This is a genomic window from Bacillus sp. MBGLi79 (genome assembly GCF_002953915.1).
The window spans coordinates 652,911-668,145 of record NZ_CP026521.1; the positions used below are offsets into that span (position 1 = coordinate 652,911).

The 15,235-nt window shown below is 40.4% G+C and carries 16 protein-coding genes and 1 pseudogene; 8 read left to right on the forward strand and 9 right to left on the reverse strand.

The annotated features are described in order from the left end of the window. Positions 1-48 precede the first annotated feature (48 nt). A complete protein-coding gene (locus C1T29_RS03410; protein ID WP_103749729.1) occupies positions 49-672 on the reverse strand; it encodes a flavin reductase family protein in 624 nt (207 codons plus the stop codon). Between the two features lie 88 nt (positions 673-760). On the opposite strand from C1T29_RS03410, the gene C1T29_RS03415 reads away from it, so the two are divergent. After that, a complete protein-coding gene (locus tag C1T29_RS03415; RefSeq protein WP_103749728.1) occupies positions 761-1,441 on the forward strand; it encodes an ArsR/SmtB family transcription factor in 681 nt (226 codons plus the stop codon). Positions 1,442-1,523: 82 nt separating this feature from the next. Here C1T29_RS03415 and C1T29_RS03420 read toward each other — a convergent pair whose 3' ends face one another. The 3 genes from C1T29_RS03420 to C1T29_RS03430 all read right to left on the reverse strand — a co-directional run bounded on the left by C1T29_RS03420 (position 1,524) and on the right by C1T29_RS03430 (position 2,377). Beyond that, positions 1,524-1,967, reverse strand: coding sequence for a carboxymuconolactone decarboxylase family protein (locus tag C1T29_RS03420; protein ID WP_069840375.1), 444 nt, complete (start codon positions 1,965-1,967; stop codon positions 1,524-1,526). A gap of 87 nt (positions 1,968-2,054) precedes the next feature. Beyond that, positions 2,055-2,231 carry a hypothetical protein gene (locus C1T29_RS03425; RefSeq protein ID WP_080478167.1) on the reverse strand — a complete coding sequence of 59 codons (177 nt, stop codon included), beginning with the start codon at positions 2,229-2,231 and terminating at the stop codon, positions 2,055-2,057. Further along, a complete protein-coding gene (locus C1T29_RS03430) occupies positions 2,228-2,377 on the reverse strand; it encodes a hypothetical protein (protein ID WP_095432060.1) in 150 nt (49 codons plus the stop codon). Before C1T29_RS03430 ends, C1T29_RS03425 begins: the two co-directional genes overlap by 4 nt. Before the next feature lie 189 nt (positions 2,378-2,566). Between C1T29_RS03430 and ydfH the strand changes: the two genes are divergently transcribed. The 3 genes from ydfH to C1T29_RS03445 all read left to right on the forward strand — a co-directional run bounded on the left by ydfH (position 2,567) and on the right by C1T29_RS03445 (position 6,711). Then, positions 2,567-3,790, forward strand: a complete 1,224-nt coding sequence (gene ydfH, locus C1T29_RS03435) for a two-component system sensor histidine kinase YdfH (RefSeq protein ID WP_103749727.1) — start codon at positions 2,567-2,569, stop codon at positions 3,788-3,790. Then, positions 3,783-4,424, forward strand: a complete 642-nt coding sequence (ydfI, locus tag C1T29_RS03440; protein ID WP_095432058.1) for a two-component system response regulator YdfI — start codon at positions 3,783-3,785, stop codon at positions 4,422-4,424. Before ydfH ends, ydfI begins: the two co-directional genes overlap by 8 nt. 115 nt (positions 4,425-4,539) lie before the next feature. Next, positions 4,540-6,711, forward strand: a complete 2,172-nt coding sequence (locus C1T29_RS03445) for an MMPL family transporter (protein WP_103749726.1) — start codon at positions 4,540-4,542, stop codon at positions 6,709-6,711. 472 nt (positions 6,712-7,183) lie between these two features. On the opposite strand, the gene C1T29_RS03450 is transcribed toward C1T29_RS03445, so the two are convergent. The 3 genes and pseudogenes from C1T29_RS03450 to C1T29_RS03455 form a co-directional block, all read right to left on the reverse strand. Next, entirely contained in the window at positions 7,184-8,086 is a 903-nt protein-coding gene (locus tag C1T29_RS03450; protein ID WP_103749725.1) for a carboxylesterase, read from the reverse strand. A 196-nt stretch (positions 8,087-8,282) separates the two neighbouring features. Beyond that, positions 8,283-8,467: pseudogene (locus C1T29_RS24670) on the reverse strand (DUF554 family protein); the annotation flags it as partial. A 297-nt stretch (positions 8,468-8,764) separates the two neighbouring features. Next, entirely contained in the window at positions 8,765-10,153 is a 1,389-nt protein-coding gene (locus C1T29_RS03455; protein WP_103749724.1) for an aminotransferase-like domain-containing protein, read from the reverse strand. A gap of 114 nt (positions 10,154-10,267) precedes the next feature. Between C1T29_RS03455 and azlC the strand changes: the two genes are divergently transcribed. From azlC to C1T29_RS03475, 4 genes are all read left to right on the forward strand, one after another. Then, positions 10,268-11,029, forward strand: coding sequence for an azaleucine resistance protein AzlC (azlC, locus tag C1T29_RS03460; RefSeq protein ID WP_014662955.1), 762 nt, complete (start codon positions 10,268-10,270; stop codon positions 11,027-11,029). After that, positions 11,026-11,358 carry a branched-chain amino acid transporter permease gene (locus C1T29_RS03465; RefSeq protein WP_095432053.1) on the forward strand — a complete coding sequence of 111 codons (333 nt, stop codon included), beginning with the start codon at positions 11,026-11,028 and terminating at the stop codon, positions 11,356-11,358. Before azlC ends, C1T29_RS03465 begins: the two co-directional genes overlap by 4 nt. Positions 11,359-11,519: 161 nt before the next feature. Continuing rightward, on the forward strand, positions 11,520-12,842 hold the full coding sequence (gene brnQ, locus C1T29_RS03470) for a branched-chain amino acid transport system II carrier protein (protein ID WP_103749723.1): 1,323 nt from the start codon (positions 11,520-11,522) through the stop codon (positions 12,840-12,842). A 147-nt stretch (positions 12,843-12,989) separates the two neighbouring features. Beyond that, on the forward strand, positions 12,990-13,364 hold the full coding sequence (locus C1T29_RS03475) for a Rok-like winged helix domain-containing protein (RefSeq protein ID WP_103749722.1): 375 nt from the start codon (positions 12,990-12,992) through the stop codon (positions 13,362-13,364). Positions 13,365-13,618: 254 nt separating this feature from the next. On the opposite strand, the gene C1T29_RS03480 is transcribed toward C1T29_RS03475, so the two are convergent. Both C1T29_RS03480 and C1T29_RS03485 read right to left on the reverse strand, forming a co-directional pair. Then, positions 13,619-14,308, reverse strand: coding sequence for a DUF554 domain-containing protein (locus C1T29_RS03480; protein WP_103749721.1), 690 nt, complete (start codon positions 14,306-14,308; stop codon positions 13,619-13,621). 90 nt (positions 14,309-14,398) lie between these two features. Next, positions 14,399-15,211: a MerR family transcriptional regulator gene (locus tag C1T29_RS03485; protein ID WP_103749720.1), complete on the reverse strand. Its 813-nt coding sequence runs from the start codon at positions 15,209-15,211 to the stop codon at positions 14,399-14,401. Between the last annotated feature and the right edge of the window lie 24 nt (positions 15,212-15,235).

Sequence of the window (15,235 nt, forward strand, 5' to 3'; positions counted from 1 at the left end):
ATAATAACAAGGGTTACTAGAATAGACCATGGTTCGGTCTCAAAATAATCATGTCTCTGAACGAAAGGTCTTTCCGACTTCTCTTCCTAAACCAAAGTAATGTCTGAAATTATAGATCAGTGGGCTCCATTTGGAGGGGTTGATATGGTTTTCATCCAGTATAATACTTTCATCGGCATGAAAGTGCAGTGCCTGCGTCTCTACAATGGCAAATGACTGATCATATTCTGGAATCCGAATATGTTTCACTTCGGCTTCGATGTGGATAGGACATTCTTTAATTCGTGTTGGTGATACTGTTTTTGATTGTAAAGGCGTTAACCCTGCTGCCTCGTATTTTTCTTTTTTATATGTAAATCCGAGCTGTTTCTTTAAAGGCGGTATACTTTTTTTTCCGCTATAAGATGAAATTCTTTCAACGTTTTCCCATAAATCCGGGCCAGGCAAGTTTATGACACACTCTTTGTGTCTTTCCAAATTGTCGATGGCTTTTCCGCCCAGTCCTACTCCAAGGATTATATAATGTCCAAGAGCCCAAGAAGAAGACATAGGACTGATATTGGTGGTTCCATCCTCATTCAACGTGGTTAGAAGAAATGTCGAGGTTCCATAATACATGATCTTTGGCTTGATTTCTTTAAAACGAAGAGTGTCTCGCTTTTTAATGTCCAACGCTATTCCTCCTTGTCATGCTTACATTTATATTGTAAAGGATTAACATTTCAACTATCATCGAAATATGAATGTAAGGAGGAAAATCATGAATCCTAATATTGCAAAAATCTCTTCGTTGCTATCAGATCCCTCGCGTTCTTCCATACTTTTGAGTCTAATGGATGGAAGGATACACCCTGCGGGAGAGCTTGCATATCTCGCTAACGTTAAACCTCAAACCGCAAGTTTTCACCTGAATAAATTGCTTGATGCGAAGCTGATTAGCGTAGAAAAGCATGGAAGACATCGGTATTACAGATTGTCTAACTCAGATGCTGCCAACGTGATTGAACAATTGCTTCATATTGCGCCTAAAGGTAAAGTCAAATCTTTAAAAGAGTCAAAAGAGAAAAAGGACTTGCATTTCGCCCGTACCTGTTATGATCATTTGGCAGGTTATGTGGGCGTGCAAATGGCACATTCATTAGTTGAGCAGGGGATGTTAAAAAAAGTTGATTTAAACTTTGAGGTGACTTCAGAGGGTGCTTTATTCTTTTCAAAGTTAGGCATCAATGAAAAGCAACAACGGAATAAGAGGAGAGCCTTTGCCCGCTGCTGTTTGGATTGGAGTGAACGGCAGCATCATATTGCAGGAGCATTAGGAAACGCCTTATTGATGCGCATGTTAGAAGAAGAATGGATCGTTCGTATGCCTAAAACGAGAGCGATCAGGATTACACCAAGCGGGAAAATCGCGTTTGAAAAGCACCTAAACGTGAAGCTTTAGGATTTTGAAACGGAAACACATGATGATGCGGCACGATATCCAGGAGAAGGAGTAAGATTCGTTCTAATCTTACTCCTTCTTCTTATTTTGAAGCAGCTCGATTCCCCATTGCAATAGAGATGCGGTTCCAGCTGTTTATTTGATTAATGATGAGAACAAGGTCAACATATTGTTTTTCATCATAATGTTCCCGCACCCGATGATATAGCTCATCAGGAACCCTTTTAGATGGAATGAGCGTGATGTGTTCAGACAGTTCGAGAGCAACTTTCTCTTCAGGGGAGTAAAAATCACATTCATTCCAAGCATGTAAACAGTAAATTCGCTGTTCAGTTTCTCCCATTTTACGGGCATCGGAAGTATGCATATCTATACAGAAGGCACAGCCGTTTAGTTGAGAAACTCTGATTTTGATTAGTTCTCTCGTGGTTCGGTTAATTGAAGATTGTTTCGTGTATTTCTCCATATCCATCATGATTTTCATACCTTCAGGTGCAATCTCATAGTAGGACACTCTTTGACTCATCAGGCAAAACTCCTTTCCGTCGTATATCTAAATTGTATCTCGATATTGATATCTTTACCAATGTGCGAATTGTATGGCGTTATTTCACTATTTTTTGGCAAAAAGCTGCTTAGAATAAAAATAAGGGTAACCTAAAATGATGAGTGGAGCTGCTAAGGCAAGCAGGGTCCACGAGCCTGAGTGGCTGTCTCTAATGATTCCAATGAATACACAAGTACCGATGAGAAAATATAATAAAGCACCTAAAAACCAATACATGTTCATTCCTCTTTTTCCATGCATCTGATTTTTGGCTGCGTATTTTTATCTGTCATATGGCTTAATCGATCAGGATATTGATTTTTAAATACCTTCTCAGTCCGGATTCCTTTTCTTTTTAATGATAAAATTGTAAGATCAATTGATTTCAATGATGATCATTCCTTCAATGAATAGTATGTTCCTTTTGATTTTAAAGATAAATTTGAAAAGATAAAACGTACATAAAGGCAGAACGTTCATGTACGTTTGGGCAATGATCTTTTGTTTGAACCTCTAATGTTGGGTTCGATTCTCATGAATTTTGATTTGGTGAAACAGGTAAAGGAAGTGGATAAGGTTTGCTGATAAGGAATCCTTTCAAAGATAAATATTACTCACATGATAGGCGTGCATTAAACATGCTTGCGCTTAGAGTGCCTGGCCTGGCTTTTATTCTTATGATCTATATAGCCTCTATCGTGCTGCAATTTGTTTCTGGGAGCTGGTCTATTTTATTGTTTTATGCGTTTACCATATTGATCGGAATTTTTGCTTTGCTTCATTGGCACTCATATCGCTGGGTTAAGAAAAGAGTGATTCTGTATTTCGTGGTACAAGGTTTGATCACCTTTGCACTTGCTAATCTCATGACTGGCTTCTTTATACTTGTCATTATCGGCCTTTATGCATTTTTAATTGGGCAAATCATAGGAATGGCAGACAGAAGAAGGACTTTTCCCATTCTTTATCTATTGCTGCTGCTGGGCATAAATTCGGCGTATCACCTTAATAAAGGTGAAGTGCTGCATTTTATTGTTATTGCTGCGCCGATCATGATTGTCATCATCACTTATGCCGCAACATTTTTTGCCCAAGTTGATGAAAAAATTAAAGCTCAATTGACTCTTGAAAGGCTGGAGCTGGCTCATCAGCAGGTCGAACAGCTGACGCTGCAGAACGAAAGGCAGCGGATGGCCCGAGACTTACACGATACGCTTGCTCAAGGGCTGGTCAGTTTAAATATGCAGCTGGACGCGATTCATGTACATCTCTCCAAAGGCAACACAGAGAGAGCGAAGGAAATCATACAACAATCGATGAAAAGAGTGAAAAGCACATTAGCTGATGCACGTTCAGCAATTGATGATCTCCGCAGCAAATCAGAAGAAATCGGGGTTTTAAAAGAAAGAATTACCTCACTGATGGATCATTTTATAGAGTCGACAGGCATGGCTTGTTTATTAGATTACAGATTGCATCAGGTGCTGGATGTGCGTACAGCTGAAAACTGTTATTACATCATTGGAGAATGCATGACGAATGCGGCAAAGCATGCTGAAGCAAAAACAATCTGGATTTCCATTTGGGATGACGATAAGGGGAGGCTCCATTTAACAGTTAAGGATAACGGCAAAGGATTTGATGTTGAAAAAGGAAAGAAAAAGAGAGGGCATTATGGGCTTCTTGGCATACAAGAACGTGTCAGAGCCATGAATGGCCAATTCAATATAAAGAGTACAAAATTGAAAGGAACACAAATTGAGATCACTGTACCAATTCAGGGAGAGATGCAAGATGAATAAGGTTTTAATCGTTGATGACCACCTTGTCGTGAGGGAAGGTCTGAAGCTTTTAATTGAAACGAACGATCAATACACCATTATAGGAGAGGCGGAAAATGGCAGAGCAGCAGTCCGTCTAGCAGATGAATTGCAACCGGATATCATTCTTATGGATTTGTATATGCCGGAGATGAGCGGGTTAGAAGCCATTAAAAAAATAAAAGAAATACACGATATTCCCATCATTATTTTGACTACATATAATGAAGATCACCTAATGATTGAAGGGATTGAATTAGGAGCGAAAGGATATCTGTTAAAGGATACGAGTTCAGAAACCCTTTTTCACACAATGGATGCAGCGATAAGAGGAAATGTGCTATTGCAGCCTGATATCCTTAAACGCTTGCAAGAAATCCAATTTGAGCGGATGAAGAAGCAGAGCAGTGATACGCAGCTGACAGAAAAAGAAGTCATTGTTCTCAAAGCAATTGCTAAAGGGCTTAAAAGCAAAGCGATTGCCTTTGATTTGGGCGTCTCTGAGCGAACAGTAAAGGCCAGATTAACGTCCATTTACAATAAATTAGGCGCGAATTCAAGAACTGAAGCAGTAACGATTGCCATGCAAAAAGGTATTCTGACATTAGACAAATAAACTGCATATTTGAAAATTGCCCAAACGTACATGCCCGAATGTACGTTTTTTTTATTTCGTGGTCAACTACAATGAGAAAGAATGTGATTAAGCAATGTGTTGAAAGGAGATTATCATGTCAAAAATGTTATATACATTAGGAGGATGGGTTACTCGGCATCGCGTAAAAGTAATATGTGCATGGGTCGTTGTGTTACTTGCTTCGATTGGCCTTGCAATCACCTTAAAGCCAAGTTTTTCTGAGGATATGTCCATACCTGACACACCTTCGGAAAAAGCGATGGATGTGATTGAAAAAGAATTTCCTCACGGTCCTGATAAAGGGAGCATACGGGTGATTTTCGGTGCTGATGATGGGGAGAAACTGACTTCAAAGCCAGCGAAAAAAGCTATAGAAAAAACGTTCAAGGAAATCAGTAAAGATGATTCTGTTGACTCGATTGCAAGTCCTTTTGTGACAGGAACAATCGCGAAAGATGGCACAGTTGCCTATGCTGATATTAAGTATAAATCATCAGCAGATGATATAAAGGATTACTCTATCAAACACTTAAAAGACAGTTTGAAAATGGCTGATGATGAGGGGTTGCAAACGGAGCTAAAAGGAGATGTACCGGGAGCCGAGATGGAGATAGGCGGTGTCTCTGAAATTGTCGGCATTATCTTGGCCTTTGTCGTTTTAGCTATTACATTCGGTTCTTTATTAATAGCAGGATTGCCGATTTTAACTGCGCTGCTTGGTTTAGGGGTAAGCATTGGACTGGTTTTGATTGGGACACAAGTATTCGATATTGCTTCCGTCAGTCTTTCATTAGCCGGAATGCTTGGTCTTGCTGTTGGGATTGATTATGCTTTATTTATTTTTACGAAACACCGCCAGTTTTTAGGTGAAGGCATACAAAAGAATGACTCGATTGCAAGAGCCACCGGAACAGCTGGGAGTGCAGTCGTTTTTGCCGGACTTACTGTGATCGTCGCACTTTGCGGATTGACGGTTGTTAACATTCCTTTTATGTCTGCAATGGGGCTGACAGCAGGGCTTAGTGTACTGATGGCGGTTCTTGCCTCCATCACGCTGGTGCCTGCCGTCTTATCGATTGCAGGGAAACGGATGATTCCGAAATCAAACAAGAATAAAGAAAAGCAAAGCGCTGAAACAAATGTCTGGGGACGCTTTGTCATCAAAAATCCTATCATGCTAAGTGTATGCAGCATTCTGATTTTGCTCGTCATTAGTATCCCATCTATGCATTTGGAACTGGGCTTGCCTGATGCAGGGATGAAAGCGAAGGATAATCCTGAACGCCGGGCTTATGACTTGCTTGCCGATGGGTTTGGAGAAGGATTCAATGGCCAATTAACCATCGTAGCGGATGCCGCAAGTGTCGAAGGAAATAAAGCGGAGGCTTTCGCAGATGCAGTGAAAGAAATAAAGGGCTTAGACCATGTAGCAAGTGTCACCCCTGCAATGCCTAATAAAGAAGGGAACTTTGCCATCATTACGGTCGTTCCGGAAACAGGTCCAAATGATGTGGCAACGAAAGATTTGGTACACGATGTACGCAGTTTGTCAGATAAAAACGGAGTAGATTTGCTTGTTACTGGATCGACTGCAGTGAATATTGACATTTCAGATCGCCTGAATGATGCGATACCGGTGTTTGCTGTACTCATTGTCGGCTTTGCATTTGTATTGCTGACCATTGTTTTCCGTTCGCTGCTTGTGCCGCTTGTTGCTGTTGCAGGTTTCATTTTAACGATGACAGCCACTCTTGGGATCTGTGTATTTATCTTACAAGACGGCAATCTCATCGACTTTTTCAAAATACCTGAAAAAGGGCCGATACTCGCCTTCCTGCCGATTTTATCGATTGGGATTCTGTTCGGTTTAGCTATGGATTATCAAGTATTTCTTGTCAGCAGAATGCGTGAAGAATATGTAAAAACAAAGAATCCAGTACAAGCCATTCAGGCTGGATTAAAACACAGCGGTCCTGTTGTCACCGCGGCTGGTTTAATCATGATTTTCGTTTTCGCAGGATTTATCTTTGCCGGAGAAGCTACTGTGAAAGCCAACGGATTGGCCCTTTCCTTTGGTGTGCTCTTTGACGCATTTATTGTGCGAATGACACTGATTCCAAGTGTGATGAAACTGATGGGGAATGCAGCCTGGTATTTGCCGAAATGGCTGGACAAGATCATCCCGAATGTGGACATAGAAGGGCATCAACTCACACAGGAAATACAGCCAGAAATAGATCATGAACAAAAGAAACAAATCATGTAATAGAAAAAGCAGATCTTTTATGATCTGCTTTTTTGCTTACTATTCCCGATCAAGCTGTAAACGATTTTATAGCCGAACATTGTGGTGGTATTTGGAAAGTGAAGGAGACACTTATGGCGCCATCACTCATTTTCGATATGTGGCAGAAGCTGCGTCATACTAGCAGGCATCCTAGGAAAAGTGATAAAGCACATCAAGTGATTTTTTTGACTTTACATTCACTCCTTGATGCCAAGGATCTTGAGAATCCTTTTTAAAAATAAAAGAAATTTAAAACTGATCTGTAAAAAATGCAAATGAAACAAGCACACAAAACCCGTTCTGGGTCTTGTCCAATTGATCATGATATAAATGCAAAAAAGAAAATGATGTGTAAAAAATAGAGTCCCTATGAGAGACTCTTTTTTTAAAATGCCCGGCTAGAAGCATATTGCAGGTCTTTATGAATGCGAATCACTATCTTAATAAGCACCTATTGTGAAATGTCTGTTTCTGCATTAAAAAAACGCATTACACGTTCATTTACGTATGCGGGTTGCTCCATCGATAAAACATGTCCGGCATTTTTAATGACTTCCGCCTCAATATCAGGAACGAATGAAGAGGCTCGGTGCAGGGCTGAGTGGGGATCATAGATGACTTCATGTTCACCAAGTAATAATAGAATAGGGACTCTTGCTGATTGTAATTCCTCATCGGTAAAAACATATGGAAATCCGTCGGCTTTAGGATTTGGATTTCTTGATCCATCCTTCCACATTACCCCCGCCTCAAACTGCTTCACAAAAATCGGGTGCAGCACACTGTGATCATTCATCATCCAATGTAAGAATGTTTCAACTCCATTTGGAGCTGTAAGGCCAAGAGCATATTTGTAGAAATCGTGATGAAATGGCAAAAATGTTTCTGCCGGACTCAGTATAGCTGCGCTTTTTACTCTCTCAGGCATACGTAAAAGGAAATTCATCGTATGGAGACCGCCAAGCGAAAGTCCGATCATGTGGGACTTTTCGATCCCCAGATTGTCAAACACATCAAGAAGCCAATTGGCGTAATCCGTTCTCGTACCGCTTAGATTCTCAGGAATACTCTTGTTTTTATCACCTATGATATCAACTGCATAAGTTCTGTATTTGCTGCTCCAATCGGCGATGCTGGGATACCACATCGTGGAACTGAATAATGCTCCGTGGAGTAATACAAGCGGCGGGGCATCCTCTGGCCCGCTAGCAATCACATGTGTTTGACCAAAACGAGTAGATATGTAGAATGATTTGCAACGGACCGGCCAAAGACTAAGGCTTTCATTATAAGTTTGATAATAGCGGATACCGCTGTCACTTAATTCGGGAATACTAGATGAATGGTTTGACATACAAGTGCCCCTCTCAATTTTGTTTAAATGAATGTGCCGTTTCGTGATGGAGAGTCTGATTTTGATTTAACAGAATTTATTTACAATATAATACAGAGGTTATTCAGCGTCAAATCAAAGATAAAAAAGGGAATAAAACGATTGGAACAGATTATTGAAAATCAATATAACAGAATATTAACCTCCTTTTTGGGAACGCCGCAGCAATTCCAAAACCAAAAGTTGAAGCGAGCACAATGGAGGTGATCTCATCTAATATTCCGTTTGTCAGGAGGTATGATAATCTCCATGCAAAGCGGCTTCAACAGTGCTTAAAATTGAAAGGGAACCGATACAGAATCATAGGATCACAGTTGATAAACCCCCCGCTAAATTGCTTTGTTCACCAGCATGTTGAATCGTAATTCTTTCATTTTAACAACCTTTCTGTTCATATGATTTATACATTCACATTAAATAGTACAGTGAGTTCCAAAGGTAAAGTTTGCGGCATAATGAAAAAGCCCCTTTTAAAAAGCAGATCTTTTATGATCTGCTTTTTTGCTTCACGTTCATTGCCTGATCATGTTGTAGGCGATTCTATGGCCACTCAATGTGGCAGTATTTAGAAGGTGAAGCCGCCATTTTGTTTTTACGCAGGTAGAGGACATCAAGCGGTATAGGGTGTGTTTGATCAAGTTAGCCGAGATAATGTTTCAATCTCCCTAATCCTATTCTCAACTCGTCTAATGATTCTGTTGAAGAAAGCGCAACACGCAAATGCTTATGAGGAGTGGCAGAACCGCTCAAAAAGCGATCAGAATGAAATGCGCGGATTCCATGTTTCTTCAAATCCGTTTCCAGCTGTAACGCATCGGTATCATCATTGATGGAAAGCCATCGATAAAAGCTGAGAGGATGTCCATGCACCTCTGTTTCAGGAAAAAACTCTGCAAACATATCATTAGCCGACTGGGCAAGCTGTTTTTTTTGAGAAACAATATCATGCGCTTTTCCTGATAAAATCAGTTCTGTTATGACCTCTGCATCAAAAGAAGACGTTTTTACATTAATGTTGAACATCGCCTGATGGATTTTCTCGCCCAAGGCATCTCCATAGACCATATAGGCCACTCTTAATCCTGAACAGATTGACTTAGAGGTGCTGCAAATATATACGCTTTGTTCTGGGAGCAAGTTGAACATGGGCTCCTGATAATCAGAAATCAAGCCTGCGGTCATAAACGCATGAATATCGTCCTCAATCAATAATAAACGATGCTTGCGGATCACTGCCGCGATTTCTTTCTTTCTGGCACTCGACATCATAACAGTAGTTGGGTTACAGCAAGAAGGCATCAAAAAAATGCCATGAATGTTGAGTTGAGTACATTGCTTTTCTAGTTCGTCCGGCAGCATTCCATACTCATCTCCGGGAATCGGCACTAGCTGAATGTGGTGCATTTTTGCAAGTTCAATAAAGTTTGAGTACGTGTATAAGTCAGTGGCAATTCGATTCCCTGGTTCAAACAGCGCGGCCAATGAAATGGCCAGCGCATTTTGGGCACCGGAAACAATTGAGATATGGTCTTGGTCAGTTTGAATGCCAAACGATTTCATCCAGTTTAGCCCTGCTGTTTTTTGATGCGGAATGCCTGTTGGATCATTGTAATTGAGTAACTGTTTTACGTAATGTTTACTCGCAACCTGTTGAATCACTTCCGTTACAATTTGATTGGTTTCTTCAAAAGAGGCGATTAAACCAAGATCGATACAGTTGGTGATTTTATCTTTAGAAATCGTAATTGAACGGGCGGCGCTAGGAGAAACAAAGGTTCCCTTTCCGGTGACCGCATATATCAGCCCCTTTACCTCACACACTTTATAGGCTCGGGTAATTGTAGTGAAGTTTAAGTCAAGAAAGTCAGCCAATTCTCGCTGGGGCGGGAGCTTTGTACCCGGTGCCAAAAAACCATTTTTGATATCGTGTTCAAGCAGTGCAGCAATTGATTTATAGAAAGGCCGCTTTAATGCCTCTCTTTCTGGCTTCCAAGACATTGGGTAATTGTCGAATGAATTGACCGGCATAATCCACCTCTATTGTTTCGTTTTCTATGAATGGTTTTTAAAAGGAGTGCAGCAAGTTTTCTCTATTATGATACAAAGGATAATTGTAATCCATACAATTATCTTGTTTGTTGTATGGATTTAATATGGTACTTTAAAATAAAAATGTTGCAAGGTGTGAATCTTATGACAAAAAGAAATCAAATAGGGGCTGCATTTCGTTCGGCCTTCCCGTATACGATTCCGATTTTTGCCGGATTTTTATTTTTGGGAATTGCTTATGGAATCTTTATGCATTCTATAGGGTTTAGTGCAATTTATCCGATCATCATGAGTTTTATTATATTTGCAGGATCAATGGAGTTTGTTGCCGCCCATTTCTTGCTGGGCGCGTTCAATCCGTTGAATGCCCTTTTTTTGACGTTGATGATCAATGCCCGACATTTGTTTTATGGAATTTCCATGTTGGATAAGTACAGGGGGACTGGAAAGAAAAAGCTTTATTTGATCTTCGGGATGTGCGATGAATCATTTTCTATCAATTATACCGCTAATGTTCCGGCGAATGTTGACAAGGGCTGGTTTATGTTTTTTGTGACATTGCTTAATCATTTATATTGGGTCGCGGGAGCAGCGATAGGCGGTATTTTTGGATCGTATGTGAAATTTAATACCGAAGGGCTTGAATTTGTGATGACCGCCCTCTTTATTGTGATCTTCATTGAGCAGTGGATGAAAGAGCAAAAACATCACAGTGCTCTCGCAGGCCTTGGGCTTTCAGCTGCCAGCCTTATCATTTTTGGCGGAAACCATTTCATTATTCCTGCTATGCTCGCCATTTTAGGGATACTCACTGTTCTGAGAAAACCATTAGAGAAAGCTGAGGTTTCTGTATGATGATGAGTATAACGCAGCAAATCATTACCGTTGCTATGGTCGTGCTTGGCACAATGCTGACACGGTTCCTTCCATTCATGATTTTCCCGTCTGGGAAACCGACGCCGAAATACATACAATTTTTGGGCAGGGTGCTGCCATCAGCGGTAATCGGGCTTCTGGTTATTTATTGTTTTAAAGACGTGAGTCTACTTTCTGGGAGTCACGGTATTCCTGAATTAATTGGAGCAGCTGCAGTTGCACTGCTTCACTTTTGGAAAAAAAATATGCTACTTTCTATAGCGGGGGGAACCGTTGTTTATATGGCTATGGTACAATTGGTTTTTTAACCGTATGGGGAACGATCAAGGATCAAACTTTTATTGAACTTTTTAAAAATTAATGAAATTGACACAATCTTATTTTGGACTCAGCACCGTGCCAATGTATATAGCATCTGTAGTGTTTCTTTGCCATTCAAGAGGTGTCTACTTTATTCGGAGGATTTATCATGTCAAAAAAAGTGTCTGCTTCCTATATCATCATTATAGGATTAATGCTATTTGCATTGTTTTTTGGGGCGGGAAATCTCATTTTCCCGCCTATGCTTGGGCAAATGGCTGGAAAAAATGTATGGATTGCCAATGCAGGTTTCTTGGTGACAGGAGTCGGCTTGCCGCTGCTGGCAATGACTGCATTTGTTTTTTCAGGTAAAGATAATTTACAATCGTTAGCCAGCCGTGTGCATCCGGTGTTTGGCATTGTGTTTACAACGATTCTCTATCTGGCCATCGGGCCTTTTTTCGCTATCCCAAGATCGGGGAACGTATCGTTTGAAATTGGAGTGAAACCTTTTTTATCAGATGATGCAGGCCCTGTTTCATTGATCATATTTACAATATTGTTTTTTACAGTTGCATGTCTGTTATCACTTAATCCCACAAAAATAGTGGATGTGGTCGGAAAAGTTTTAACACCAATTAAATTGACATTTATCGGTTTGCTTGTAGTGGTAGCTCTTGTTCATCCAATTGGAACCATTCAAGCGCCTTCAAAAGGGTATACATCGCATGTGTTTTTTAAAGGCTTTCAGGAGGGATACCTTACACTGGATGCCCTTGTAGCATTCGTTTTTGGAATCATTGTGGTGAATGCAATGAAAGAACAAGGGGCAGCCACCAAAAAACAGCTGATCATCATTTGTGCGAAAGCCACTGCAATTGCTGCGACACTTTTAGCCCTTATCTATACTTCCCTTTCATATATGGGGGCCTCCAGCGTTGAAAAGCTGGGGTTTTTAGAAAATGGGGCCGAGGTTTTGGCTAAGGTTTCATCCTATTATTTTGGATCCTATGGTTCTATCTTATTGGGTTTAATGATTACGGTAGCATGTTTGACGACAAGTGTCGGACTCATCACAGCGTGTTCTTCGTTTTTTCATGAATTATTTCCGAGCGTTTCTTATAAAAAAATAGCTGTGATGTTAGCGGTGTTTAGCACACTTGTTGCAAATATAGGATTAACAGAGCTCATTAAGGTGTCCAAGCCTGTCTTAATGACGATGTATCCAATCGCGATTTCCTTAATATTTTTAACGTTTTTGCACTCTGTATTTAAAGGGAAGGCTGAAGTGTATCAGGGGAGCTTACTGTTCACGTTTATCATCAGCCTATTTGACGGTTTGAATGCAGCTGGGATAAAGATTGAAGTCGTGAATCGCGTTTTCACTCAGGTTCTTCCTATGTACAGCATAGGGCTTGGGTGGCTTATTCCAGCCATTGCAGGGGGGATAGGCGGCTATATACTGAGTATGTTCCGAGCAAAAAAATCATGATTTAGCGCTGTAGGGCCGATAGAACCACTCACCTTCATAGATGGTGATTTCCCTGATCCGTGTTCTAAAGAGTTGAACAATGACTCAGATCTGCAGGTGGAATAAAGCTCTTTTCCGCCTGCTTAATTGGGGGGAGAAGCTTTGTGTATGAGATTAGCACACATAGATAAACATGAAAGATCGATCCTTCGTGAGTTTCAGTTACAACAGTCAAAGGCGCGCCCATCTCAAATCGCGCTCATGGAACAAGCTGCAAATGCTGTAAAGACATATCGTGTAACATCAAAACCAATCCAAAAGAAAAAAAGAAGGCAGGGCAGAGCTGAATCAAAAGCCTCCCGTGAAGCAGCATTACACATATTAAAGCAGCAGAATAAGCCAATGAGCAGTATAAATTTGAAAAGAAGGATTGAAAAGGAAACCGGCGTACACATTTCGAATATGACATCATTTATGAATACTTTGATGAAAACACACCCCGAGGTGAGAAAGCCTTATAGAGGGCAGTACATTGTGATTTGAATGCATGGTATCAAAGACTCAGCATTACAAATGTAGATCAGAGACAGAAACACAGCGCATGTTCAGTATGATACCAAGGATCTTGACGACCTTGGTATTTTTATTGTGAACTGCCGGCCATCGATCGGTTTATGTACAAAGACGATCGCAAAGATTGTGATGAATGAATTGACGCCCATATGACCATTCTCCGTTTGTTTCAGTGATAAATCATGGCCGGCATTCATGATTACCGCTTAATTGATGGCGATTTGTTAAAAATGCAATCCAAATGAATGAATTACAAAAATCACAACAGGAGGGATCAACAGGGAAGGCAGCAGATTCAGTGTTTTGAACTTCTTGATTCCAAGAATGCTTAGACCTGAACTGAGGATGAGGATGCCTCCCACAATAGTAATTTCGTTAATAAGGTCTGTGTTGATTGCGCTCTCCATTACTTTAGCAAATAAATAGATGGAGCCCTGCCAAGCAAACAATACAATGGCAGCTGCTGCTATTCCAAAACCAAAAGTCGAGGCGAGTACAATGGAGGTGATCCCATCTAACATACCGTTTGTCAGAAGGTACGTATAATCTCCATGCAAAGCCGCTTCAACAGGACCCAATATTGACAGCGAGCCTATACAAAATAATAAGATCGCAGTTGATAACCCCTCCGCTAAATTGCTTTTAGAAAATTTGTTCACCAGCTTGTTGAATCGTAATTCCAGATTGATGATCTGGCCAAGCAAACCTCCAATGGCTAAACTCACGATGAAAAGAATGGGGTATTTACTATCAGGCAAATGCTGTGTAACGGCGTTGATTCCCAGCGCGACTGCAGCGAATCCCATTGCCTGCATCAAAATATCCTGGTATTCATCTTTAATGCCTTTTTTGAATATCCCCCCGATTATGCTTCCCGCAATGATCATCACTGTGTTAAAAATTGTTCCAAACATAAGCTTTCTCCTCCAATAATGATTCCTGCATAAAAAATAAACCCTCTAGTTAGTAGAGAGTCAAGGGAGATCAAAAACATATTCATGAGATTATTTGATGGGCAAGAGGATTTCAGTCACATAATTGTCTAGGTTATTCGTAATGCCATAATCAATGAGTGTGATTTCGATAGAATCTCCTGCTACCTCATAATGATGCTCTTCCATATACGCCAGTAATGTTTTGTAGTAGGGTTCGGCTTCTGGGTGTGACCCTCTGAACCTAATTTGCAGATATTCTCTTGAAGGGAAAATGATTTCTGATGAAGTTTTTTCATTTTCATCTTCAAGAATCATAAATATACTGGAATATTTGTCAAACTGTTTTGCCTTCACATTTGCTGCTGAAATGGATAAACCGATTTTGCCTATAAATATATCTTCGTTCACATTCAGGTGGGTTCTCAATTCCGCTAACGAATGTTCGATATCATGGCCGAGAACATATTCATGCTGTAAATAAGCCACTCGAATTGCGGGAAGTTTGATTTTTGAAATGTGATGTAACGGCATGTTAACGGCATCTTCTATATGTGTGATGCGGCGGGAGATCTTTCGTTCAATGCGTTCTAATTCTTTCTTCTTGCGATCAATTTCAGCTTGCTGGCTTTTTAGTAGATGAAGAAGGGTATTTGTATTTTGAGAGTTATAAAAATCAAGCAGCTTATGGATTGGCAGACCTAAGGCCCTCAAATACTTGATGGTATCCAGCCGCTCAAACTGTTGGGTGGAATAATATCGATAGTTCGTTTTCTCGTCTTTATATTCCGGCTTCAAAAGACCGATTTCATCATAATACCTAAGAGCAGAGATTTTCACATTGAATAACTTTGACACTTCCCCAATCGAAAAAAATTCCTTCATTCTAACAACCTTTCTGTCCCTATG

Bases quoted from the DNA above. Each gene is read 5' to 3' on its own strand.
- C1T29_RS03415 (WP_103749728.1), top strand. From the start codon at position 761: ATGAATCCTAATATTGCAAAAATCTCTTCGTTGCTATCAGATCCCTCG.
- C1T29_RS03420 (WP_069840375.1), bottom strand. From the start codon at position 1,967: ATGAGTCAAAGAGTGTCCTACTATGAGATTGCACCTGAAGGTATGAAA.
- C1T29_RS03425 (WP_080478167.1), bottom strand. From the start codon at position 2,231: ATGAACATGTATTGGTTTTTAGGTGCTTTATTATATTTTCTCATCGGT.
- ydfI (WP_095432058.1), top strand. From the start codon at position 3,783: ATGAATAAGGTTTTAATCGTTGATGACCACCTTGTCGTGAGGGAAGGT.
- C1T29_RS03445 (WP_103749726.1), top strand. From the start codon at position 4,540: ATGTCAAAAATGTTATATACATTAGGAGGATGGGTTACTCGGCATCGC.
- C1T29_RS03450 (WP_103749725.1), bottom strand. From the start codon at position 8,086: ATGTCAAACCATTCATCTAGTATTCCCGAATTAAGTGACAGCGGTATC.
- C1T29_RS03455 (WP_103749724.1), bottom strand. From the start codon at position 10,153: ATGCCGGTCAATTCATTCGACAATTACCCAATGTCTTGGAAGCCAGAA.
- azlC (WP_014662955.1), top strand. From the start codon at position 10,268: ATGGATTTAATATGGTACTTTAAAATAAAAATGTTGCAAGGTGTGAAT.
- C1T29_RS03465 (WP_095432053.1), top strand. From the start codon at position 11,026: ATGATGATGAGTATAACGCAGCAAATCATTACCGTTGCTATGGTCGTG.
- brnQ (WP_103749723.1), top strand. From the start codon at position 11,520: ATGTCAAAAAAAGTGTCTGCTTCCTATATCATCATTATAGGATTAATG.
- C1T29_RS03475 (WP_103749722.1), top strand. From the start codon at position 12,990: ATGAGATTAGCACACATAGATAAACATGAAAGATCGATCCTTCGTGAG.
- C1T29_RS03480 (WP_103749721.1), bottom strand. From the start codon at position 14,308: ATGTTTGGAACAATTTTTAACACAGTGATGATCATTGCGGGAAGCATA.
- C1T29_RS03485 (WP_103749720.1), bottom strand. From the start codon at position 15,211: ATGAAGGAATTTTTTTCGATTGGGGAAGTGTCAAAGTTATTCAATGTG.